Source organism: Lutimonas sp. (assembly GCF_051011215.1).
Classification (GTDB): Bacteria; Bacteroidota; Bacteroidia; order Flavobacteriales; family Flavobacteriaceae; genus Lutimonas.
The window spans coordinates 15,848-37,802 of the sequence record NZ_JBPCUJ010000098.1 but is presented as its reverse complement, the minus strand read 5'-3'; the positions used below and the strand labels follow the sequence as shown (position 1 = coordinate 37,802).

Here is a 21,955-nt window from a genome sequence, read left to right as displayed (position 1 = left end):
CCCAAAGGAAAGTATGGAAACATATTTTCTTCCATCCAAATATTTGATTCATTTGGATTCATTTTCCATCCCGAATTACAGTTAGATACGATTTCGACAAAAGACAGCCCCTTCTTAAACCGCGTGTTTTTAAATGCTGTTTTAATGGCTTTTTTTGCTTTCCTGACATGCTTATGCGTATGCACAGCTTGTCGCGATACGAAATAGGTTCCTGGTAAGTTCGCTATTAACTCTGTTATTTTGAGAGGTGACCCCATGGTTTCAATTTCTCTGCCATAGGGAGAGGTCGAAGTACGCATACCGTCTAAGGTTGTGGGCGCCATTTGCCCTCCTGTCATACCATAGATCCCATTATTAACAAATATAATTACGATATTTTCGCCTCTATTGCAGGCATGAATTGTTTCTGCAGTACCTATGGCGGCTAAATCACCATCACCCTGATAGGTGAATACATATTTAGTGGGCCAGGTTCTTGAAATAGCTGTCGCCACAGCCGGCGCTCGTCCATGAGCAGCTTGCGTTATATCAATGTTCATAAAATCATACGCCAGTACCGAACACCCTACGGGAGCAACTCCAATAGTGTCTTCAACAATACCCAATTCATCAATGACTTCCATTGCCAAATTATGTGCTGTTCCATGACCACAACCTGGACAGTAAGACAAGTTAGCGTCAGTCATTAAACACGTTTTACTAAACACTTGATTCTCGGGTTTAATGATATCAGTTACTTCCATCTTTTATGATTTTTTGTTCCAAGGCTTCCAATATTTCTTCAGGGGTATGAATGATTCCTCCGGTTCTTCCAAAATGTTCCACAGGAATTTTACATTCTACTGCTAATTTTACATCTTCCATCATTTGTCCGGTACTCAATTCAACACTTAAAATTCCTTTTACCTGATTGACAAATTCGAAAAGTGGTTGTTTTGGAAAAGGGAACAAGGTTATTGGTCTTAACAAACCAACTTTTATTCCTTTTTTGCGACCTAATTCAACTGCCTTTTGAGAGATTCTGGCACTTGAGCCATAAGCGACAATAATATATTCGGCATCATCACAATGAATTTTTTCATAGCGTAAATCCTCCTTTTCCATCTGTTCATATTTCTTTACCAATTTATGAACTCTTGCTTCCATTTTTTCAGGTTGCAAATCGAGTGATGTCACTATATTTCTTTCTCTTCCTTTTTTACCTGTTGTCGCCCAGTCTCCATATTTTTCAATAATTTCTTCATCAGGCATCCGCTCTTTTTGGTCTTTTAGTATCACTTTCTCCATCATTTGACCTATCAGGCCATCAGAAAGAATTAAAACTGGAGCACGGTATTTAAAGGCTATTTCGAATGCATCTTCAACAAAATCTGCCATTTCCTGAACTGAGGCTGGTGCTAAAACATACAATTGATAATCACCATGACCACCGCCTTTCACTGCCTGGTAATAATCGGCTTGTGATGGTTGAATGGTCCCAAGACCCGGACCTCCACGCATTACATTGACGATTACTGCCGGTAGTTCTGCTCCCGCCAAATACGATATTCCTTCAAGTTTTAATGAAATCCCAGGGCTCGAAGATGAGGTCATAGCGCGTTTTCCAGTACTGGCCGCACCATACACCATATTAATGGCAGCAACCTCACTTTCAGCCTGCAAAACTACCATACCTGTTCGTTGCTCAGGTCGTTCCGTCATCAAATATTCAATGACCTCTGATTGTGGCGTTATAGGATATCCAAAATAGGCATCTGCACCTGCTCTTATTGAGGCTTCGGCTAAAGCTTCATTACCCTTCATTAATCTTAATTCAGACATACAATACTAATTTTGATTAAATAACTTTAAACTTTAATGCGATATACCGCTATGGCCCGATCCGGGCAAACTATGGCACAATTGGTACAACCGGTGCAAGCTTCTGGATTACTCATATAAGCATAATGGTAGCCTTTACGATTCACCTGTGTAGACATGCTTATTACTTTTTCTTCGCAAACTGGTATACAGACTTCACAACCTTTACAGACTTCTGTGTCAACGACTATCGCTCCTTTAACTTTTGCCATATTCCTAATTTTTTACACGACTTTGACGCATCAATTAAACAATTCATAAATTTATGCTTAGTTTATTGATTTAAATATGATTATTATCATAAGAGCATAAATGTTGAACCCTGAAATTAGAGGATATATGCATCTATTGATGATAGGTTACTTTGTATGTATTTTTTCATTAAAACCTAACCCTATAATTTATGAACAAACGCCATCATTCAACGAAGTTTGAGCGTAAGACCAGATATTTTTGGGAAGTATGTTCTTTCAAAGGAAGATTTAAGAAAGGATCACCAAACTAGTTGTAATATCGATTAGATACTTAATATGACACTTTAAAAACAAAACATCTTAGGCATTACAGGCTGATAAATTAATTTATCCCAGTGAATGCTCAGCAACTAACCTCGTGAAATCCAAAGAACTAACCATACCTATTATTTTACCTTCTTCCATCACAATAATATGATGCACATGGTGCTTTAGCATCATTTTGGCTGCCGATTTAGCGCTGGAATCAGGATGAACAAGGTGAATATGTGAAGAAGTCATTATATCTGCCACCGTTGCATCTTCACTCACTTCTTTATTTATATCTGTAGTAGTGATAATACCTTGGATAGTCATTTCAACCTTCAGAGAATCATTGGAATATGAAATAATCGGAATAGCATGAATCCCTTCTTCCTTCATCAGCAGTCTAATTTCCAGAACATTATGATCTTCCATCGCAGTTGTGACCGGAGCCGACATAAAATCTTTAACTTGTATCCTCATAAGTACCGTTTTATAAAATTATTAGCGCTATGATGGTTTAAATCATCAATAGCTGGCAGTCCTACTCATTTGCCTACGTATAAAAATATGAATAACTGTGCATATTTCGAATGATAAAAATCATGCCATGATTGTCAGAATTTTTGAAAATTGGATTGGCTTTTATGGTAAGTGATCCTCGTGAGGGTTCCTTGACTAAAAAAGCTTTGATTTTCAATTCGTAATTTAAATAGTAACAAATCTTATATCTCAAATCAACAATCTTCAATCTCCAATCTCCAATCTTAAATCTCCAATCTTAAATCGGATTACCTCCCTGCGGTCGGTGATCCTAATGGGTGTCCCTTGACTAAAAAAGCTTAAAAGTTTCACTTTTATCTTTTTTTTGTTGGAACTGCAACATGAAAGCAAGCTTTCAGTTTGTTCCAACAAAAAAAAGCTCTGCAAATTTTGCAAAGCTTTTTTAGTCGGGGTGGCAGGATTCGAACCTGCGGCCTCCACGTCCCAAACGTGGCGCGATAACCGGGCTACGCTACACCCCGATCGATTACCAATTTTAAGGCTGCAAAGATAATACTTAATATTAGATATTCAAGCAAAATAGTATTATTCTTCAAAAGCCAGTGCATATAATCGTTCAATGGCAGCATCGAGCTCGCCTACGCCGATGTGCCTGCTTTTCCTTAAATATTCCTTACCATCTATAAATACCAATACTGTTGGTTCTACAAACACTTCTTTAGATGCTGAAAACTCAGGTAAGAGATTCATATCAACAAAATGAAAAACGATCTTGGGAAATTTAGCGCTCATCAAGGTTCTTACTTTTGGCTCCAAGGCTTCACCAACTGAACAACTGTTCGTAGCAAAATACAGCAGTACTCCCCTGTTTTCTTCTATTATTTTTTCATAATTAATTTCCATAAACATCGCCTTTTGATAGCTTTCTCGATTTCTGTAAGCATCGATGGTATTTTTCGTCCATCATATGGACCAAATTTAACGATTAAAAACTGTTATACAGGTATCGAAAAAAAAGATATTGAAACGTGTTTTAAAAGTAGAGATTTGTATATTTTTGTAAACTGAATTTTTTAAAAAAGATAATAATGGATGGGACTATAGAAAGAATTAAATGTTTGATAATAGGATCCGGACCTGCAGGGTATGCTGCCGCAATATATGCTGCCAGAGCTGATTTAAAACCTGTGGTATATACAGGTATGCAAATGGGAGGACAATTGACTACCACAACAGAGGTTGATAATTACCCTGGATACCCGAAAGGAACTGATGGAACTGCCATGATGGATGATTTTAAAAACCAGGCAGAACGTTTTGGAACGGATGTTAGGTTTGGAATGGCGACTAAAGTAGATTTTAACGAGGAAGTTGGTGGCATTCATAAAGTGACCATTGATGATTCAAAACTTGTTGAAGCCGAAACCGTAATCATTTCGACCGGTGCAACCGCGAAATACTTAGGAATTGAAAGTGAACAACGTCTTATTGGAGGTGGTGTTTCTGCTTGCGCAACCTGTGATGGTTTTTTCTATAAAGGTCAGGATGTCGTTGTAATTGGTGCCGGAGATACGGCAGCTGAGGAAGCAACCTATTTAGCGAATATTTGTAAGAAAGTTACCGTATTGGTAAGAAAAGACTATATGAGAGCTTCTAAGGCGATGCAACATCGGGTCAACAAGACTGAGAATATTGAGGTCATGTACAATACTGAATTAGAGGAAGTCTTAGGCGAACAGGTTGTTGAAGGAGTGAAGGTATTTAACAATATTACCAACGAAAAAACGCAATTGGATATTACAGGTGTATTTGTTGCCATCGGTCATAAACCCAATACGGATATTTTTAAGGGTGTGTTGGATATGGATGATGTGGGTTACCTGATTACGGAAGGAAAGTCTTCCAAAACCAATCTTCCAGGTATTTTTGCTGCAGGAGATGTACAGGATAAAGAATACAGACAGGCTATTACAGCTGCAGGAACAGGTTGTATGGCAGCACTTGATTCTGAGAGATATTTAGGCGCTTTGGAATAAGTCCTCGCCTTCAAAATAAAAAAAGCCCGGTAAATCCGGGCTTTTTTTATTTAATACAACGGTTTCGTAAATAATTCATCTAATATTGACTAAAAATTTTAGATAGCGTAACTTTGTATTCTATTAACTAAGTAACTATCAAATGGCTGATTCTAGGACCGCGTCCATGCGGTATTTAAAAAAAATTCAACACGTTGTTGACATACAACAAAAGATCATTAATTTTTTACTGAGTGCCATTTTAGCTTTTGTATTGACCTATTGGATCAATAGTCCGGATCTGGACCAGGCACAAATTTATGTATTATTCCTTTTGTTTTTTTCGATTGGTCTTTGGGTAACCGAGGCCGTTCCGCCCTTTGCGGTCGGACTCCTGATATTCGGTTTTCTCGTTTTCGCTCTCGGTGGTTATTATGCGGAAATTGACCCTGAAAATGCCTCGATATATGTGACAAAATATGTACAGACCTGGTCAAATAGTGTTATATGGTTGATGTTGGGAGGTTTTGTAATGGCTGAAGCCATGCAAAAAGTAGGATTGGATAAGACCTTATTTAAAATGACAATTTCCAAGTTCGGTTCAAAACCGAGAAATGTGCTCTTGGGAATTATGTTAGTGACTGCCGTATTTTCGATGATCATGTCGAATACTGCCACCACAGCCATGATGATTGCGGCGGTAATTCCTTTTATCAATACCTTAGACAGGAATGCCCCTTTTTCAAAAGCCTTACTTATAGGAATTCCTGCGGCTGCCTCTTTAGGAGGTATGGGAACGATTATTGGTTCCCCTCCTAATGCCATTGCCGTAGATGCCATGAGCAACCATGGAGTACAATTTGGTTTTCTTGAATGGATGATGATTGGTTTTCCTGTTGCGGTGATCCTCGTGTTACTTTTTTGGGTATTTCTAATCAGTAAATTCGTACCGAAAGTCGCCACAATCGATCTAAGTTTTTTAGACAATTTAGAGACCAATGACAATTCTAAAATTTTTAGAATAAAGAGAAAAATAGTCTTAGGAGTTCTTCTTTTAACCTTGGTCTTGTGGTTAACCGGCAATATTCACGGCATTCCTGCCTCTGCGGTTTCACTATTGCCCATCATGTTATTAACACTGCTAGGCATTGTTTCAGGAAATGACGTTAGACGGTTGCCTTGGGATACTTTAATGCTTGTTGCCGGAGGTTTATCCTTAGGGTTGGCAATACAGGAAACGGGACTGGCTGAACACTATGTAAATCTCATCAGTAATTATGACTTGAATCTATATGCCTTAATGGCTATTTTTTCGCTGCTGACGATTATTCTTTCGAATTTTATGAGCAACACGGCGACCACCACGATATTGATACCCATCGCAATTATCCTTGTATCATCTAATCAGGTGATTCTACCGTTAGTGATTGGTTTAAGTGCCTCTGCTGCGTTGTTTTTACCTATTTCGACACCTCCAAATGCCATTGCTTTTAGTACAGGCAAACTGGATCAGAAAGATTTTCGGGCAGGTGGATTGTTTGCAGGCCTCATAGGTCCTATCGTAATCATTGTCATGGTCTTGATTATGAATGCTATTTATACCTGATATAATGAAGGTTTAAGCAGTTTTTATTTTATCGCGCCCCATTCTATCGAGTACCAGTAAGATGGCTATACCCAATAGTATATAGAAAAAGGCATACCATGTTGTTGGATCCGACATGGATGGCAGGTAACGTTCATAATTCTCAACAATCTCATTTCCCAGGCTGTCGTATTGAATAACGCCATTTTCTTTTTTAAATATGGTAAATTTCCAGGGCCAGACAATTCCCAGTGATCCACCGATAAATCCAATGATCAAGGCAGTTATTATTTGATGGTATCTTTTCAATAGAAAGCCTAAAATATGCGAAGTTATTACCAGACCAAAAATAGAACCCAATCCGAAACTGGCAACGATTTTCATATAGCGCATGCGAACAGTATCCTTGACAAAGTCAAAATTCCCCGTGAAAATATCTGCCAGCGTCTTGTACAGTTCGTTGACAGCATCTACCAGAAGCAGTACATAATTACCCATCAGGATCAAAATAAAAGAACCCGACAAACCTGGCAAGGTCATACCGGAGACACCCACAATTCCGCAAAAAAACACAAACCATAAATTATCGTTTTCTTTGGCCGGGCTCATAAAACTGATTGAAACTCCAATGGCAACACCAATGGCCATGGTAATCAAATTTGTTTTTGAAAAATCATTAAAATCCTTGGCTACATAATAAATAGAACCTAGTATCATTCCAAAAAAGGTGGCCCAAACGTATAATTCATAATTCTGAATCAGAAAGTCCAGTACCCGGGAAACAGAAAAATAACTAAAGGTGCTTCCTGCAAAAATAAGGAGCAAAAAACGGCCGTTTACATATTGATAAAAACTTTTAAACCGACCATTCAACAAAAGCTTAAATGCTTTTCTATTGATCTTTTGTAAAGAGTAAATGAGTTCTTCATAAAAGCCAGTCACAAAGGCAACCAGTCCTCCAGATACTCCAGGTACCTTATTGGCAGCACCCATCCCTACCCCTTTTACAAAGAGTAACAATTTATCGAAGAAGGATCTCGTATTTTCCGGCATTTATTGATTCTTTTGTAAGGCTAATTTCTCGAGAAGCATGATAAAACCAAAACCTACGGCTGCCAATAAGATGGCAAACCCTAATTGAGCTTCACCCGGATATGATTGTGGCAGCACGCTTACCTCTTCCAGAATCTTAATTTTCCCATTGATCTCTTCGGTTCTGAGAACTTCTTTCCATGGCCAAATCTTGTTTAACGAACCTATAATGAATCCTGTTAATACAGCCAGGGTCATGTTTTCATAATGATCAAAAAGCCATTTTAATAAGCGGGAAAACGAAAGTAACCCGACGATGGCCCCTGCCATTAAGGTGACCAGCAATCCAATATTCCTGTCGTGAATGGCATCCAACACAGGCTTATACATGCCTAATAAAAGTAAAATAAAACTACCTGATATCCCCGGAAGAATCATGGCGCAGATGGCCAAGGCTCCTGAAAGAAAGATATAAGGATAGGAGGCATTTGTAACCTGCGGTGTTAGTGTTGTAATAAAATAAGCGACCAAGGCACCACTAATCAATAAAATGATCGTTCCAATATTCCATCTCGCGATCTGTTTGGCCACATAAATAATGCTCGCCAAAACTAATCCAAAAAAGAAAGACCAGATTAGCACAGGCTGGGTTTCAAGCAAGTGCTTTATCAATTTTGCTAAAGTTATAATACTTAACCCGATTCCAATAAGCAGTGATAGGAGGAAATTTCCATTGACCGATTTCCACATGGATGCAAAGCCTTCTTCTTTCCATAATTTAATCGTAGAAATATTCACCTTGCTGATGGAATCAATCAGTTCCTCATAAATACCTGATATAAAAGCAATGGTCCCACCGGAAACACCCGGTACCACATCTGCCGCGCCCATAGCCACTCCCTTAAGAGCAATAACGAAATAATCTTTAAGATTTCTTTTTCCCAACATATCAAGCTAAAAATTGAAAGCCAAAGATAACTAAATTTGCTAATTGAAAATTGATATTAATTGGGCAATTCAAATAAGATTTTGAACCTGAATCAGTCTTCCTTTTTAAACTTATTGATCAGGCTCTTAACTTCTGTTCTATCAATAACAATAGGGTATAGTTCCTCCGCTACTGTCAAATAGTCAAAGTCTGTTTTTAAGGCTTTTTCCAGAAAGAACAAGCCTTCTTTTTCTTTTTGAACAAGGAAATGAAGTCCCCCTAAACGATAGGTAATTTCTGCCATATCATGATACGATTCTCTTGCATCCAATAAAACCCGGATGGCTTCATGGAATTCTCCTAAAAAGTGCAAAACATCCGACAATGCCAAGTAGACCTCAATCCGATCATCCTGTAATCCGATACACTTGTAATAGGCCCTTGCCGCTTCTTCAAAAAGGTTCAGTTTTAAATTGATTTCAGCAAATTTATGCCAGTACAAATTGTTTTCTTCATCTATTCCTAAGGCCTTATTTATAAAATACAATGCCTTGTGATAGTTCTTATTACTGATATAAATATCGGCCAATGCCAACCATCCTTTATCAAGCAAAGGATCCTCATTCACCGTTTTATTATAAAAATCAATGGCGTCTTTGGTTGATTTTAATTTTTCATAACACTTTCCAATCCTAAGGTATGCAAAGGATGTCGGTGTATCCAATTCCATTGTTTTATGATAAAAAACAATGGCCTCTTCATAATGACCTAATTCTTCCAGTGTTTTTGCTTTCTCCAAATGTGCACCAATAAACTGATCGTCTATTAAGATAGAATACTCAAATGCCTGAAGGGCCTTTTGATAATCATAAACGATATAATACTGTCTTCCTAATTGATGCCAGGCTATTTCACTGTAGGGTTCTTTTTCAATATAAGCCTGCAAATAGTCGATGGCTTCTGTATGCTTCTTCATCATATCGAAACAATAGATCACATTGTACAGGGATGAATAGTTTTCATATTCCACATCCAGACTTTTCGCAAAATTAAAACGTGCCGTATCAAAATCTTCAAGGAATAAATACTCCATACCGATCATTGATAAAATTTCAGCATCTTCATCTGCATATAACAAAGCCGTTTTCAGATTATCCACCGCATCTTGGTGTTTTCCTTTTTTTGAAAAAATAGTTGCTTTTTGAATATACACGTCTTCATTCGAAGGCTCTATCTCCTTCAGCTGATCCAATATCTTCTCGGCTTTGTCGAGCTTTTCATCTAAAATCAGTAATTCAACATGAATCAACTTTAGCGCCACTGAAGAAGGGTGTTGAGAAAGACCTAAATGCAATGCCTTTTTAGCCAATGAAAATTTCCCACTGTCTACATAAAATAAAATAATCTCCTCAAATTCGTTGGAATCAAAAAAATATACGCTATTCGTTTTTAACATCAATTCAAATTTTGATAAAGGCTGGTTATCATTATTATTTGAAAAATGCTGCATATATTGGCTTTTTTATAGTTACTAAAGTAACATCTAATGGAGCCCGTCAAAGACATGTCTTTTATTTTTCTTAACAATTTAATTAACATCTGAATTTTATTTCCCATCACAAAAAAAACTGTAACTTTGTTTCATATTTAAAGCCTTTCATGCTACTATGGCCAAAAAGACCTTACTTAACGAAAAGGAAATATTCATCATTCTTAATCGTTTGGCTTGTCAGCTCATCGAGAATCATCAGGACTTCAGTAATACCATTTTAATCGGAATACAACCGAGAGGGGTACATCTGGCGAATCGCCTTGTTCAAGTTTTAAAAGAAGAATATCAGGTAAAAGATATAAAGCTTGGAAAGCTTGATATCACCTTTTATAGAGACGATTTTAGAAGACGAGAAGATCCTTTAGCTGCCAGTTCTACGGATATCAATTTTATAGTGGACAATAAAAATGTTGTTTTTATTGATGATGTTTTGTTTTCAGGAAGGAGCATCAGAGCTGCGCTTACTGCAATCCAGGCTTTTGGTCGACCCAAAAACATTGAATTGCTGGTATTAATCGATCGAAGATTTAGCAGACATCTCCCGATTCAACCCGATTACAAGGGCCGACAAGTTGATGTTATTAAGGATGAACAGGTGAAGGTAGAATGGAAAGAAAATGAACCGAGGGACAAAGTATGTATTGTTAGCCCAGATGTATAAGAAAAAGGAGTAAACAAAAGCATAATTAACTGGATTATTAAATTCAACTGGAATAAAAAATGGCTAAACTAAGCGTATCTCATTTGCTTGGGATTAAACATCTGAATCTTGAAGACATCGAATTGATTTTCAATACTGCAGATCATTTTAAAGAGGTTATTAACAGACCGATCAAGAAAGTTCCTTCCCTTAGAGATATAACGATTGCTAATTTATTTTTTGAAAACAGCACCAGAACCAAACTTTCTTTCGAACTGGCTGAAAAAAGACTTTCTGCAGATATTATTAATTTTTCAGCGGCCCAATCGTCTGTAAAAAAAGGTGAATCATTAATTGATACAGCGAACAATATACTTTCAATGAAAGTTGACATTATTGTGATGAGGCATCCCAATGAAGGAGCTGGCGATTTTCTTGCCAAACATATAGATGCAAAAATTGTCAATGCTGGTGATGGAGCCCATGAGCACCCTACCCAAGCTTTACTTGATTCATATTCAATCCGAGAAAAACTAGGTGCTGTCAAAGGCAAAAAAGTAGTCATTGTAGGAGACATTCTTCACTCAAGAGTTGCCCTGTCCAACATATATGCCCTGTTATTGCAAGGAGCTGAAGTGAAATTATGTGGCCCTACAACTCTGATTCCTAAACACATTACTAAACTAGGGGTCGGGTATGAAAACAATCTAAAAAGAGCTCTTGAATGGTGCGATGTAGCGAATGTTCTTCGGGTACAGCACGAACGAATGGATGTAAAATACTTCCCTTCCATCAGGGAATACACTCAATTGTTTGGAATCAATAAGGAATTACTGGATAGCATTGATAAAGATATTGTGATCATGCATCCAGGACCAATCAACCGAGGGGTTGAATTGACCAGTGACGTTGCTGACTCTAAACAATCAATTATCTTGAATCAAGTTGAAAATGGCGTTGCTGTTAGAATGGCTGTTATTTACCTGCTCGCTCAACAAATAAAGAGGGATTAAAAAACTACCTAAACATGGATATTCACAAAACAGATTCATTTTACAGCCTTAAACCTTCCGGGAATGAGCTCAGTTCAGGAGAAGAAGGTTTTAAATTATTTTTTGACGCGTTTTTAAAAAATAATACTAACTTTAAGAACGTAAATCTGATTTTGGATTTTTCCGAATTAATTAACATTGATTTAAATAAAATCTTGCTATTTTCGCAATTAAGTGAAAAGCATAGAAATAACAACAAGTCTTTTGTCATTGTTTGTGAAGGAATAGAGTTTGATAAGATACCCGATGAAATTGTAGCGGTTCCGACTTTTAAAGAAGCAGAAGACATCATAGAAATTGAAGATATTGAACGCGATTTAGGATTTTAAATACACTATATGGTAAAAAAACTACTCTCTATTATTTTTTTATTAACCTTTTCTACAGCACTTCTTGCACAAGAAGATGATGCTAAAGATCTTGAAATTCTTGAAGGCGCACTGATAGGAATCCACGAAGTTGTGGCTTCTCCGAACCCCTTTAGTGTATCTACCAGAATCAGATTTGAAGCAGACGAAGCTTTTGACATCGATTTTATCGTTAAAGATTTGCTTGGAAATACAGTCTATGCTGAAAAGCGCAAAGCAGAAAAAGGACATAATTCGATCCCCTTCTTTCGTGATGAACTAGAGTCAGGTATTTATATTTATTCATTAAAGACCAAGACAAAAGTGATTTCCAAGAGGATTGTGATTAAATGAGTTTTAAACTGACCATATTAGGCTGTCATTCAGCCACGCCAAGAACTTTGGCGCATACCTCATCTCAATATGTGGAGATGAACAATGAACGTTTTTTAATAGACTGCGGAGAAGGAACTCAAAGACAATTACGAAAATATAAGGTTACGTTTTCGAAGATTAAATACGTCTTTATCTCACATCTTCATGGAGATCATTTTTTTGGGTTAATCGGCTTAATTTCAACGTTCAGCCTTTTAAACAGAAAAACTGAATTGCATATCTATGGACCGAAAGGAATCAAGGAAATAATTCTTCTACAGCTTAAATTATCAAAATCATGGGTTGACTATCCCTTGTATTTTAATGAGTTAGATTCTAAAGAATCGGAACTGATACTTGACAATGCCAAAATAGAAGTACATACCATTCCTCTCAAACATCGCGTCTATACAAATGGCTTCCTTTTCAAGGAAAAAGTCAAATCCAGAAAACTCAATATGTCTGCCGTAAAATTGCACCCTGAAATCGATATCTGTGATTATCAGAATCTAAAAGACGGAAAAGATTTTAAAAATGAAGATGGAAGTCTGATTGACAATAAGCTTTTAACACATGACCCCCCTGCTCCCATTTCATATGCCTATTGCAGTGATACGGCGTTTACGGAATCAATTATACCGCTTGTAAAAGATGTAGATCTTTTATACCATGAATCTACATTTCTTGACAAACACGAAGAACTTGCAACAAAAACCAAACACAGTACGGCATATCAAGCAGCCACTATTGCGCTTAAAGCATCCGTCAAAAAATTAATCCTGGGCCATTATTCAAGTAGGTATGATTCTCTGGAGCTTTTCAAAGAGGAGGCTGAGCAACTATTTCGTCCAGTGATTTTAGCCCAGGCCGGGAAAGAAATCAAAGTTTCTAATCAGAACTGATTTAAACTAAGCATCACCAGGGTGCATGCCTTTTCAAAAAAAATATTCTTTTCCCTTAATAATTCTTCAAATTCTATGTTTTCAGAGCCAGGGTTAAATATGACTCTCTCAGGATTCAGATCAATAATATAGTCATAAAATGAACGCTGATTTACTGAATTCAAATAAACCGAAACTGTATGAATACCCGTCAGGGTCTTTGGTTCCGTAAAAACCTTTGCCTCGTCCAGACTCCCTGCAATAGCGCCAATACCCATCACTTTATGACCATATTTGAGCAATTTTTTCATGGCCATATTGGAATACCTCTTTTCGTTAAAGGAAGCGCCCAAAACCAACACTTTTTTCATCTCTTATAATTTTTTTCAATGATGTTATTCCCACATTTTCGAGGAATAGTCAAATGTAGTTAAAAACTTCTAGGATCTTGAATAAGTAATTGACAGCCTTTTTTCAAGAGGATAAAGAAAGAAATTTTTAATCACCTGATCTTATAGGAAACCTAGAAGGGCATCACCATCAAATCAATAAGGAAAACTCACATTTTCGTGCATTTTTTTTGCCACAAGCTATTATTTTTTGGATATTGCGTTCCCAACCAAAAATACACAATACAAATTATGTTGAAGAAACTAGTAGTATGTACGATGATCCTAAGTCCCTTGCTAGGATTTGCTCAGGAAAAAGAAGGAGTTGATGAAGTGATAAATAAGGAGTTTATGCCTATTGCCACGTGGTGGGAAAACACGGTACTCACCTCGGTCCCGATTGCTGGATATGACATCCCAATTGTACTTATGTTATTAGTTTTTGGAGCGACCATGTTTACCGTATATTTCGGGTTTCCTGGGATCTCAAAATTCAAACTTGCCATCAATACAGTGAGAGGTAAATACGACGAGATCGATCATCATAGTGTAGAGAAAGCTGATTTGAACATTATAGATGGCGATTTGGTAGGCACCATAAAAGACGAAAGCCAGGAAGGTGAAGTAAGTCATTTTCAGGCACTCGCAACAGCAGTTTCTGGAACTGTAGGTTTAGGAAACATAGCTGGTGTAGCAGTAGCCATTGCCGTGGGTGGACCCGGAGCTACTTTCTGGATGATTATTTGTGGTTTAATCGGGATGTCAACAAAAATGGTGGAATGCACCCTTGGTGTAAAGTATCGTGATGTTGGAGAAGACGGAACAGTTTATGGCGGTCCGATGTACTACCTTAAAAGAGGGCTGGAAAGTCAGAATATGGCTGTTTTAGGTAAAATATTAGCCGTGATCTTTGCCGTCCTTTGTGTAGGTGCTTCTTTTGGAGGTGGAAATGCCTTTCAATCAAATCAGGCGGCGGTGCAGATCGTGAGTATGTTCGGTCTTGGTGGCAGCGCATCTGGTTTTATCATCGGAATAATAATGGCAGTTCTTGTGGGGATTGTGATCATTGGTGGAATCAAAAGAATCGCTAAAATCACTGAAAAAATAGTGCCATTCATGGCTGTTATATACGTGATTGCAGCTTTGATAATCATCTTTTCGAATTTTCAACATATTGGCGCTGCTTTTTCGCTTATTATTGAAGGAGCATTTACACCTATGGCAGGCCTTGGTGGAGTTCTTGGTGTGATTATCGTTGGATTTCAAAGAGCTGCCTTTTCAAACGAAGCAGGTGCAGGTTCGGCAGCGATTGCGCATTCTGCTGTAAAAACAAAATACCCGGCAAGTGAGGGTGTTGTAGCACTATTAGAACCATTTATTGATACCGTGGTTATTTGTACGATGACAGCCTTGGTGATTATCTTTTTTAATATGGATGTAGGTGCTTTTGATTATGGAAATTCTCAGAATAGTGCCGTACTGATTAATGCCACTGGAGAATACATTGGTGGTGTAGATTTAACATCAATGGCCTTTGATTCTGTGCTGCCAGGGTTTAGCTATATCTTGACCATTGCGATCATTTTATTTGCCTTTTCAACCATGATTTCCTGGTCTTACTATGGCCTACAATCCTGGAAATTTTTATTTGGAAGAGGTAAAGCAGCTGATATCTCCTATAAAATGCTTTTTCTTGTATTTGTTGTCATTGGAGCATCTGCGACACTCGATGCAGTAATCAAATTTTCTGATGCTATGATACTTGCACTTGTATTTCCTAATATGATTGGTCTTGTATTGTTGTTTCCAAAGGTCAAGCAGGAAATCAACAGGTATGTTGAAGCCATAAAAACGATAAAAACAAAATAAAAATTCTTAATGAACATATTGAAATCCCATTTCTGGTATAAGAAACGCCAAAGAAATGGGATTTTATTTTTACTCCTGTTTCTCTTTATTCTTCAGCTATTTCTTTACTTCTCAAATAACACCAACGAAGAATATCTTGAAAGTGAAGAATTTGCCTCTTTGGAGGCAAAGATTGATTCACTAAAAAAAAGTAAACTGGCATCTGCCAGCTCAAAGCCCTACTTCTTCAACCCTAATTATCTCACGGATTACAGAGCTTATCGTATGGGAATGAGTGTTGCTGAAATTGATAAATTTGCTGCCTTTAGAAATAAAGGAAGGTTTATCAATTCTGCCACTGAGTTTCAAAAAATAACCGGAATAAGCGACAGCCTGTTACAAGTTATGTCCCCTTTATTTAAATTCCCTGTCAGGACCTATAAAACCTTTGTTGGTGAGGCCTCCAATCGAAAAAAAAGCACTGCAATCTCGGTAAAAGATTTGAATGAGGTTAGCTATCAGGATCTTTTACTTATCCCGGGAGTTGACAGCAAATTGGCAAGGCGTATCTTATCATACCGCAGACTTATCAAGGGTTATTCGGTGAATGAACAATTATACGAGGTATATCATTTAGATAAAGCGGTGGCCAACAATATTCTTCAATATTACAAAGTGATCCGGCTCCATAAAATAGACAAAATTGATGTCAATACGGCCACTTTTAAGCAATTGCTGGCGATGCCTTATATAGACTATGAACTGACTAAAAAGATTGTCAACTACAGAGATGAATATACATTCTTTAAAAACCTTGAAGAATTGAAAAAAATAGACTCTTTTCCATTGGACAATTTTCATAGAATAGCGTTATATTTGTCGGCGGAATAAAAAGCTTACTATGAACTTCGAAATTTCAGAAACAAGAAATACAATAGCCCATTCTATAAGAGAATTTGCCAAGAAAAGCATCAAACCTTTTATGATGGACTGGGATGAGAATCAAACTTTCCCGGAAGATTTATTCCACAAGTTGGGAGAGATGGGTTTTATGGGTGTTTTAGTGCCTGAAGCTTATGGTGGTAGTGGTATGGATTACCATGAATATATTACCGTTATTGAAGAGATTTCGAAAGTAGATTCCTCCATAGGATTATCATTAGCGGCGCATAATTCTTTATGCACAAACCATATTCTTGAATTTGGAAATGAGGCACAGAAAGAAAAATGGTTGCCAAAACTCGCTCATGGAGAATGGATTGGTGCTTGGGGACTTACAGAACACAATACTGGAAGTGATGCCGGAGGCATGAGCACTACGGCTGTTTTGGACGGTGATCATTATGTGATCAACGGGGCGAAGAATTTTATTACCCATGGAATTAGCGGTCATATCGCTGTCGTGATTGTCAGGACCGGAGAAAAAGGTGATTCCAAAGGCATGACTGCTTTTGTGATTGAAAAAGGTACTCCCGGATTCTCTTCTGGAAAGAAAGAAAACAAAATGGGAATGAGAGCTTCCGAAACCGCTGAATTGATTTTTGACAATTGCCGTGTTCATAAAGACAATATTCTAGGTAAAGTTGGAGACGGGTTTATTCAATCTATGAAAATTCTGGACGGTGGAAGAATCTCTATTGGTGCCCTCTCATTGGGAATTGCCAAAGGTTCCTATGAAGCTGCTTTAAAATATGCCCAAGAAAGAGAACAATTCGGAAGATCAATAAGTAAATTTCAGGCGATTGGTTTCAAATTAGCTGACATGGCTACTGAAATTGAGGCTTCGGAGTTATTATTACACAAAGCGGCCCATGACAAAATTAAGGGAATTAAAATGACCAAGATTGGAGCAATGGCCAAAATGTATGCTTCTGAAGTATCTGTTAAAGTTGCCAATGAAGCCCTTCAGATTCATGGAGGTTATGGCTATACCAAAGATTTTCCTGTAGAGAAGTTTTACCGTGACGCAAAATTATGCACCATTGGTGAAGGAACCACAGAGATTCAAAAATTAGTGATTTCAAGAAATATCTTGAATTAAGATTTGTTTTTCAAACCTATATCTGCTGCTTTTTTCAACATAAAATTATAGGCCTCCTCGTAGTCATTTGAAATTTCTCCTTCTAAAATGGCCTCTTTTATGGCGTCTTTTATAATTCCGATTTCACGGCAAGGCTTTAAGTCGAAAGTATCCATGATTAATTCGCCTGATATGGGTGGTTGAAAATTACGAACATGGTCTCTTTCTTCAACCTCTTTTACTTTTTGACGAACCAGTTTGAAATTATTCAAATACTGTTTTTCCTTGGTTTTGTTCTTGGTGGTAATGTCTGCTTCACAATGAGTCATCAGATCATCGAGATCCTCGCCTGCATCGAAGATCAATCTACGTACAGCAGAATCTGTCACATTCTCAGCTAATATCACTGGTCTTGAACTCATCATCACAATTTTTTGTACATACTTCATTTTATCGTTCAATGGCATCTTCAGACGTTTAAATATCTTCTTCACCATTTTAGATCCTACGAATTCATGCCCATGAAAGGTCCAGCCAACTTTTTTATCAAATTTCTTTGTCGGGGCTTTTCCTATATCATGCAGCAAGGCTGACCATCTCAACCACAGATTATCGGTTTTCCCGGCAATATTATCCACTACCTGCAAAGTGTGGTAAAAATTATCCTTATGCTTCTGTCCTTTGATCTGTTCTACTCCCTGTAACTTGGACAATTCAGGTAAAATAAACGCCATCAAACCAGTTTCATGCAATAGTCTCAACCCTATGGAAGGTTTATCACTCATTAAAATCTTATTGAGTTCATCCACAACCCTCTCCTTACTAATAATCTGAATTCTCTTTGAGTTTCTGCCAATCGATTCCAAAGATGATGACTCTATCTGAAAGTTCAATTGACTGGAAAACCGAATGGCACGCATCATTCTTAAAGGATCATCGCTAAAAGTAATATCCGGATCAAGCGGTGTTCTAATAATTTTGTTTTGAAGATCATCAATACCATTAAAAGGGTCAAGTAATGCACCAAAATCGGATTGGTTCAAACTTATTGCCATGGCATTAATCGTAAAATCTCTTCTGTTTTGATCATCTTGTAATGTGCCGCTATCAACCAGTGGATTTCTACTGTGCTCGACATAGGATTCTTTACGCGCTCCAACGAACTCAATTTCAAGGTCTTTAAATTTGAGCATGGCTGTCCCATACGTTTTGAAAATTTGTACTTTCGGCTTATATGGCAGCAAATCAGCCATCTTATTCGCCAAATCAATACCGCTGCCAACAGCTACAATATCAATATCCTTTGCTTTTTCTCTTTCTAATAAAAAATCTCGAACGTACCCTCCAATCACAAAAGTTTGCAGGTCTAAAGAATTGGCAGCTTCGGAGATATAATCAAAAACTGGAAGTGTTACAGCCTTTTTTAAATTCATATTTGGATTCAGCATGTTACTTTCTGAGAAACTCAATTTCACCGAGCTCATTTAGTTTAATGATTTGAGAAGCAATTTTTTTTGATTCAACTGCCGGCAAATTTACTATATAATCCGCTTTCTTCAAAAGTAATGGGTCAATTTCATCAAAAGCAGCGGGAGAAGGACTTCCACTAAAATTAGCTGAAGTAGAAACAATGGGCTTACCAAACTCTTGCATCAGGGCGATGCAAAAATCATTTTGAACAATTCTTATCGCTACCGTATCGTCTGCGGCAACTACATTAGACGCCAATCCTTTCGGATGTTTATAAATAACGGTTGTTGGCCTTGTAGCATTCTTTAAAAAATCAACAAGGTCTACAGGAATATCAGAAACATAGGTTTTAAGCATTTCCATTCCATCTACAAGAATGATCAGGCTTTTACTATCGGGTCGTTTTTTTATTTTATAAACTTTATCAACTGCGTCTTCATTGGTCGCATCACAACCTAATCCCCAAATTGTATCTGTTGGGTAGATTAGGATCCCTTTATTTCTGATAACCTTTAAGGCCTTTGTAATTTCACTTTTCATTCCAAACTTATTATTTCTTTTACTCCTTCAGCCAAGTTTGGCGAAAATTGAAGTTTTTCCACATACTTTTTGGACTCATTCAAATTTAGTTCTTCCCCATGATAATATTCGTAATATATCTTGGCATAAAACTCCATCGAAAGGCTCTTGTTCTTCTTAATTAACCCGTATATAATTCTTTTTTTAAAACTCAAAATCATTACATTTACGACAAAAATAGGGAAAAATTTTCGCCATGATTCTGAATTTTAAAATTTATGGAGATATCTGTTATTATTAGTACTTACAATTCCATTGAATGGTTGGAAAAGGTTCTTTGGGGATATGAAAATCAGCTCTTCAAGGATTTTGAAATGGTAATTGCTGATGATGGATCTGGCCCTGAGACGAAGTTATTAATTGATTCTATGGCGAAGAAAGTATTCTATCCGATCCAACATATCTGGCAGGAGGATGATGGATTTCAAAAATCAAGAATACTGAACAAAGCCATTGTCGCCTGCAAAACAGATTATATTGTGATGAGTGATGGAGATTGTATCCCCAGGAAAGATTTTCTTCAGGTACACCATGAAAATAAAGAAGCAGGCTTTTTTATTTCAGGAGGTTATTTTAAACTCCCCATGACTATTTCGAAGGCAATCAGCAAAGAAAATATTTTATCGGGTGCATGTTTTCAAAAAACCTGGTTAAAAGAACGAGGTCTAAAAAAATCATTCAAGAATAACAAATTAACAGCGAGAAAAGCCAAAGCTACTTTTCTTAACAAAATAACAACTACAAATTCTACCTGGAACGGGCACAATGCATCAGGATGGAAAAAAGACATCCTAAAAGTCAATGGACTAGATGAGAGAATGCAGTATGGGGGTCAAGACAGAGAATTAGGCGAACGACTGATGAACCTGGGCATAAAAGGCAAACAGTTCAGATATAGTGCCATATGTCTTCATCTGGATCATAAACGAGGCTATAAAACTCCTGAATCGATCCAGAAAAATCTTGACATACGTTCCAATGTAAAAAAGAACAAGTTAAGTTATACACCCTTTGGAATCGTAAAATAACATGGTAGGGCCCTTCGACTAAACCGCCACATTGTATTCACGCAAAGCATCGTTCAAAGAAGTCTTCTTATTGGTTGACTCTTTTCTTTTTCCAATAATTAATGCACAAGGCACCTGATAATCTCCTGCCTTAAAGGTCTTGGTGTAACTTCCGGGAATAACTACTGATCTCGCTGGAACTTTTCCTTTCATCTCAATCGGTTCGTCACCGGTTACATCTATTATTTTTGTACTCATGGTAAGAACAACATTCGCTCCCAGTACCGCTTCTTTCTCTACATGAACACCTTCAACCACAATACATCGCGACCCGACAAAAACTCCATCTTCAATAATCACCGGAGCGGCCTGTAAAGGTTCTAATACACCTCCAATACCTACACCTCCACTGAGGTGAACATTTTTTCCGATCTGGGCGCAACTTCCCACAGTAGCCCAAGTATCAACCATCGTTCCTTCATCAACATAGGCCCCAATATTTACATAACTCGGCATCAAGATAGTTCCTTTGGAAATATAAGAACCGTGTCTTGCTACCGCATGTGGCACAACTCTTATCCCTTTTTCTTCATAGCCTCTTTTTAATGGAATTTTATCGTGGTACTCAAAAATTCCAACTTCTAACGTTTCCATTTTCTGAATTGGAAAATACAAAACGACGGCTTTTTTCACCCATTCATTAACCTGCCATCCATTTTCCAAAGGCTCCGCAACTCTCAAACTTCCTGAATCAAGCAGGTCAATAACGTTTCTTATAGCGTCCTGAACACCTGTTTCACTGAGTTTTTCTCTATTGTCCCAAGCATTCTCTATTATTTGTCGTAATTCATTCATATGGTTAAATTAAGACGCAAATATAAAAAGCACGAATCAAAAAATCCTTTTTTTTTGCATTCTTTTAAATCAAAAAAGAGGTAAATTTGCAAAAATTCAAAGCTATGTCTAGAATTCTTGCCATGGATTATGGTGAAAAAAGAATTGGAATCGCAGTTACGGATGAGATGCAAATAATTGCCTCTGGTCTTACAACTGTTCCTACCTCAGATATCTTTGATTTTTTAGAGGACTATACCAAAAAAGAAAAAGTAGAGTTGTTTTTAATCGGAGAACCCAAACAAATGAATAATACTGCCTCAGAGAGTGAAAAATTCATTGCTCCATTTATCAATAAATTACAAAGCAAATTAGGGCACATCCCTATTAAAAGAGTTGATGAAAGATTCACTTCAAAAATGGCTTTTCAAACGATGATTGACAGTGGGTTAAAGAAAAAGCAACGCCAAAACAAAGCATTGGTCGATGAGATCAGTGCAACGATAATTTTACAAAGTTATCTTTATAACAAATAAATAG

24 protein-coding genes and 1 tRNA gene are annotated in these 21,955 nt (G+C 37.3%); 12 read left to right on the top strand and 13 right to left on the bottom strand.

Annotation, left to right across the window (positions count from 1 at the left end):
• From ACR2MV_RS08685 to ACR2MV_RS08660, 6 genes are all read right to left on the bottom strand, one after another.
• On the bottom strand, window positions 1–686 hold a 686-nt coding region (locus ACR2MV_RS08685), incomplete at its 3' end, for a thiamine pyrophosphate-dependent enzyme (protein ID WP_434021516.1).
• 43 nt (window positions 687–729) lie between these two features.
• Window positions 730–1,821, bottom strand: a complete 1,092-nt coding sequence (locus ACR2MV_RS08680) for a 3-methyl-2-oxobutanoate dehydrogenase subunit VorB (protein WP_434021515.1) — start codon at window positions 1,819–1,821, stop codon at window positions 730–732.
• Window positions 1,822–1,847: 26 nt separating this feature from the next.
• On the bottom strand, window positions 1,848–2,072 hold the full coding sequence (locus ACR2MV_RS08675) for a 4Fe-4S dicluster domain-containing protein (protein ID WP_434021514.1): 225 nt from the start codon (window positions 2,070–2,072) through the stop codon (window positions 1,848–1,850).
• Between the two features lie 369 nt (window positions 2,073–2,441).
• On the bottom strand, window positions 2,442–2,840 hold the full coding sequence (locus ACR2MV_RS08670; RefSeq protein WP_434021513.1) for a CBS domain-containing protein: 399 nt from the start codon (window positions 2,838–2,840) through the stop codon (window positions 2,442–2,444).
• Window positions 2,841–3,307: 467 nt separating this feature from the next.
• Window positions 3,308–3,382, bottom strand: a tRNA-Pro gene (locus tag ACR2MV_RS08665).
• Between the two features lie 64 nt (window positions 3,383–3,446).
• Window positions 3,447–3,764 carry a thioredoxin family protein gene (locus ACR2MV_RS08660; RefSeq protein ID WP_434021512.1) on the bottom strand — a complete coding sequence of 106 codons (318 nt, stop codon included), beginning with the start codon at window positions 3,762–3,764 and terminating at the stop codon, window positions 3,447–3,449.
• Between the two features lie 185 nt (window positions 3,765–3,949).
• Here ACR2MV_RS08660 and trxB point away from each other — a divergent pair, with 185 nt between their 5' ends.
• Together trxB and ACR2MV_RS08650 are read left to right on the top strand one after the other, a co-directional pair.
• The gene (gene trxB / locus ACR2MV_RS08655) at window positions 3,950–4,897 is read left to right on the top strand and encodes a thioredoxin-disulfide reductase (RefSeq protein WP_434021511.1); all 948 of its coding nucleotides are present in this window, start codon (window positions 3,950–3,952) and stop codon (window positions 4,895–4,897) included.
• A 142-nt stretch (window positions 4,898–5,039) separates the two neighbouring features.
• Window positions 5,040–6,482: an SLC13 family permease gene (locus tag ACR2MV_RS08650; protein WP_434021510.1), complete on the top strand. Its 1,443-nt coding sequence runs from the start codon at window positions 5,040–5,042 to the stop codon at window positions 6,480–6,482.
• A gap of 12 nt (window positions 6,483–6,494) precedes the next feature.
• On the opposite strand, the gene ACR2MV_RS08645 is transcribed toward ACR2MV_RS08650, so the two are convergent.
• The 3 genes from ACR2MV_RS08645 to ACR2MV_RS08635 all read right to left on the bottom strand — a co-directional run bounded on the left by ACR2MV_RS08645 (window position 6,495) and on the right by ACR2MV_RS08635 (window position 9,931).
• Window positions 6,495–7,514, bottom strand: coding sequence for a DUF368 domain-containing protein (locus ACR2MV_RS08645; protein ID WP_434021509.1), 1,020 nt, complete (start codon window positions 7,512–7,514; stop codon window positions 6,495–6,497).
• A complete protein-coding gene (locus ACR2MV_RS08640) occupies window positions 7,515–8,441 on the bottom strand; it encodes a DUF368 domain-containing protein (RefSeq protein ID WP_434021508.1) in 927 nt (308 codons plus the stop codon).
• Window positions 8,442–8,533: 92 nt separating this feature from the next.
• On the bottom strand, window positions 8,534–9,931 hold the full coding sequence (locus tag ACR2MV_RS08635) for a tetratricopeptide repeat protein (RefSeq protein WP_434021507.1): 1,398 nt from the start codon (window positions 9,929–9,931) through the stop codon (window positions 8,534–8,536).
• A gap of 157 nt (window positions 9,932–10,088) precedes the next feature.
• Here ACR2MV_RS08635 and pyrR point away from each other — a divergent pair, with 157 nt between their 5' ends.
• From pyrR to ACR2MV_RS08610, 5 genes are read left to right on the top strand one after another with little or no spacing between them, the layout of a single operon-like run.
• Window positions 10,089–10,634, top strand: coding sequence for a bifunctional pyr operon transcriptional regulator/uracil phosphoribosyltransferase PyrR (gene pyrR / locus ACR2MV_RS08630; protein ID WP_434021506.1), 546 nt, complete (start codon window positions 10,089–10,091; stop codon window positions 10,632–10,634).
• 59 nt (window positions 10,635–10,693) lie between these two features.
• Complete coding sequence (locus tag ACR2MV_RS08625; protein WP_434021505.1) at window positions 10,694–11,626, top strand: aspartate carbamoyltransferase catalytic subunit; 933 nt, start codon at window positions 10,694–10,696, stop codon at window positions 11,624–11,626.
• Window positions 11,627–11,640: 14 nt separating this feature from the next.
• Window positions 11,641–11,994, top strand: coding sequence for a ribonuclease Z (locus tag ACR2MV_RS08620; RefSeq protein WP_434021504.1), 354 nt, complete (start codon window positions 11,641–11,643; stop codon window positions 11,992–11,994).
• Window positions 11,995–12,003: 9 nt separating this feature from the next.
• Window positions 12,004–12,366: a T9SS type A sorting domain-containing protein gene (locus ACR2MV_RS08615; RefSeq protein WP_434021503.1), complete on the top strand. Its 363-nt coding sequence runs from the start codon at window positions 12,004–12,006 to the stop codon at window positions 12,364–12,366.
• Window positions 12,363–13,289 (top strand): ribonuclease Z, encoded by a 927-nt coding sequence (locus tag ACR2MV_RS08610; RefSeq protein WP_434021502.1) that lies wholly within the window; start codon window positions 12,363–12,365, stop codon window positions 13,287–13,289. Before ACR2MV_RS08615 ends, ACR2MV_RS08610 begins: the two co-directional genes overlap by 4 nt.
• Here ACR2MV_RS08610 and ACR2MV_RS08605 read toward each other — a convergent pair.
• Window positions 13,280–13,639, bottom strand: coding sequence for a CoA-binding protein (locus tag ACR2MV_RS08605; RefSeq protein WP_434021501.1), 360 nt, complete (start codon window positions 13,637–13,639; stop codon window positions 13,280–13,282). The two genes, ACR2MV_RS08610 and ACR2MV_RS08605, sit on opposite strands and share 10 nt — an antisense overlap.
• 270 nt (window positions 13,640–13,909) lie before the next feature.
• Here ACR2MV_RS08605 and ACR2MV_RS08600 point away from each other — a divergent pair, with 270 nt between their 5' ends.
• From ACR2MV_RS08600 to ACR2MV_RS08590, 3 genes are read left to right on the top strand one after another with little or no spacing between them, the layout of a single operon-like run.
• Entirely contained in the window at window positions 13,910–15,526 is a 1,617-nt protein-coding gene (locus ACR2MV_RS08600) for an alanine/glycine:cation symporter family protein (RefSeq protein ID WP_434021500.1), read from the top strand.
• 9 nt (window positions 15,527–15,535) lie between these two features.
• Window positions 15,536–16,396, top strand: coding sequence for a ComEA family DNA-binding protein (locus ACR2MV_RS08595; protein ID WP_434021499.1), 861 nt, complete (start codon window positions 15,536–15,538; stop codon window positions 16,394–16,396).
• A gap of 10 nt (window positions 16,397–16,406) precedes the next feature.
• Window positions 16,407–17,546 (top strand): acyl-CoA dehydrogenase family protein, encoded by a 1,140-nt coding sequence (locus tag ACR2MV_RS08590; protein ID WP_434021498.1) that lies wholly within the window; start codon window positions 16,407–16,409, stop codon window positions 17,544–17,546.
• On the opposite strand, the gene ACR2MV_RS08585 is transcribed toward ACR2MV_RS08590, so the two are convergent.
• Both ACR2MV_RS08585 and ACR2MV_RS08580 read right to left on the bottom strand, forming a co-directional pair.
• Entirely contained in the window at window positions 17,543–18,958 is a 1,416-nt protein-coding gene (locus ACR2MV_RS08585; RefSeq protein WP_434021517.1) for a CCA tRNA nucleotidyltransferase, read from the bottom strand. The genes ACR2MV_RS08590 and ACR2MV_RS08585 overlap by 4 nt on opposite strands.
• Before the next feature lie 16 nt (window positions 18,959–18,974).
• Complete coding sequence (locus ACR2MV_RS08580; protein ID WP_434021497.1) at window positions 18,975–19,535, bottom strand: L-threonylcarbamoyladenylate synthase; 561 nt, start codon at window positions 19,533–19,535, stop codon at window positions 18,975–18,977.
• A gap of 257 nt (window positions 19,536–19,792) precedes the next feature.
• On the opposite strand from ACR2MV_RS08580, the gene ACR2MV_RS08575 reads away from it, so the two are divergent.
• Window positions 19,793–20,602: a glycosyltransferase family 2 protein gene (locus ACR2MV_RS08575; RefSeq protein WP_434021496.1), complete on the top strand. Its 810-nt coding sequence runs from the start codon at window positions 19,793–19,795 to the stop codon at window positions 20,600–20,602.
• 18 nt (window positions 20,603–20,620) lie between these two features.
• On the opposite strand, the gene ACR2MV_RS08570 is transcribed toward ACR2MV_RS08575, so the two are convergent.
• The gene (locus ACR2MV_RS08570) at window positions 20,621–21,436 is read right to left on the bottom strand and encodes a 2,3,4,5-tetrahydropyridine-2,6-dicarboxylate N-succinyltransferase (protein WP_434021495.1); all 816 of its coding nucleotides are present in this window, start codon (window positions 21,434–21,436) and stop codon (window positions 20,621–20,623) included.
• A 104-nt stretch (window positions 21,437–21,540) separates the two neighbouring features.
• Here ACR2MV_RS08570 and ruvX point away from each other — a divergent pair, with 104 nt between their 5' ends.
• Window positions 21,541–21,951 (top strand): Holliday junction resolvase RuvX, encoded by a 411-nt coding sequence (gene ruvX / locus ACR2MV_RS08565; RefSeq protein ID WP_434021494.1) that lies wholly within the window; start codon window positions 21,541–21,543, stop codon window positions 21,949–21,951.
• Window positions 21,952–21,955 lie beyond the last annotated feature (4 nt).

Coding starts and splice junctions, on each gene's coding strand:
- ACR2MV_RS08595 (WP_434021499.1), top strand. CDS start 15,536: ATGAACATATTGAAATCCCATTTCTGGTATAAGAAACGCCAAAGAAAT.
- ACR2MV_RS08570 (WP_434021495.1), bottom strand. CDS start 21,436: ATGAATGAATTACGACAAATAATAGAGAATGCTTGGGACAATAGAGAA.
- pyrR (WP_434021506.1), top strand. CDS start 10,089: ATGGCCAAAAAGACCTTACTTAACGAAAAGGAAATATTCATCATTCTT.
- ACR2MV_RS08600 (WP_434021500.1), top strand. CDS start 13,910: ATGTTGAAGAAACTAGTAGTATGTACGATGATCCTAAGTCCCTTGCTA.
- ACR2MV_RS08615 (WP_434021503.1), top strand. CDS start 12,004: ATGGTAAAAAAACTACTCTCTATTATTTTTTTATTAACCTTTTCTACA.
- ACR2MV_RS08590 (WP_434021498.1), top strand. CDS start 16,407: ATGAACTTCGAAATTTCAGAAACAAGAAATACAATAGCCCATTCTATA.
- ACR2MV_RS08650 (WP_434021510.1), top strand. CDS start 5,040: ATGGCTGATTCTAGGACCGCGTCCATGCGGTATTTAAAAAAAATTCAA.
- ACR2MV_RS08575 (WP_434021496.1), top strand. CDS start 19,793: ATGGAGATATCTGTTATTATTAGTACTTACAATTCCATTGAATGGTTG.
- ACR2MV_RS08625 (WP_434021505.1), top strand. CDS start 10,694: ATGGCTAAACTAAGCGTATCTCATTTGCTTGGGATTAAACATCTGAAT.
- ACR2MV_RS08670 (WP_434021513.1), bottom strand. CDS start 2,840: ATGAGGATACAAGTTAAAGATTTTATGTCGGCTCCGGTCACAACTGCG.
- ACR2MV_RS08675 (WP_434021514.1), bottom strand. CDS start 2,072: ATGGCAAAAGTTAAAGGAGCGATAGTCGTTGACACAGAAGTCTGTAAA.
- ACR2MV_RS08660 (WP_434021512.1), bottom strand. CDS start 3,764: ATGGAAATTAATTATGAAAAAATAATAGAAGAAAACAGGGGAGTACTG.
- trxB (WP_434021511.1), top strand. CDS start 3,950: ATGGATGGGACTATAGAAAGAATTAAATGTTTGATAATAGGATCCGGA.
- ACR2MV_RS08645 (WP_434021509.1), bottom strand. CDS start 7,514: ATGCCGGAAAATACGAGATCCTTCTTCGATAAATTGTTACTCTTTGTA.
- ACR2MV_RS08610 (WP_434021502.1), top strand. CDS start 12,363: ATGAGTTTTAAACTGACCATATTAGGCTGTCATTCAGCCACGCCAAGA.
- ACR2MV_RS08640 (WP_434021508.1), bottom strand. CDS start 8,441: ATGTTGGGAAAAAGAAATCTTAAAGATTATTTCGTTATTGCTCTTAAG.
- ruvX (WP_434021494.1), top strand. CDS start 21,541: ATGTCTAGAATTCTTGCCATGGATTATGGTGAAAAAAGAATTGGAATC.
- ACR2MV_RS08680 (WP_434021515.1), bottom strand. CDS start 1,821: ATGTCTGAATTAAGATTAATGAAGGGTAATGAAGCTTTAGCCGAAGCC.
- ACR2MV_RS08605 (WP_434021501.1), bottom strand. CDS start 13,639: ATGAAAAAAGTGTTGGTTTTGGGCGCTTCCTTTAACGAAAAGAGGTAT.
- ACR2MV_RS08585 (WP_434021517.1), bottom strand. CDS start 18,958: ATGAATTTAAAAAAGGCTGTAACACTTCCAGTTTTTGATTATATCTCC.
- ACR2MV_RS08580 (WP_434021497.1), bottom strand. CDS start 19,535: ATGAAAAGTGAAATTACAAAGGCCTTAAAGGTTATCAGAAATAAAGGG.
- ACR2MV_RS08635 (WP_434021507.1), bottom strand. CDS start 9,931: ATGCAGCATTTTTCAAATAATAATGATAACCAGCCTTTATCAAAATTT.
- ACR2MV_RS08620 (WP_434021504.1), top strand. CDS start 11,641: ATGGATATTCACAAAACAGATTCATTTTACAGCCTTAAACCTTCCGGG.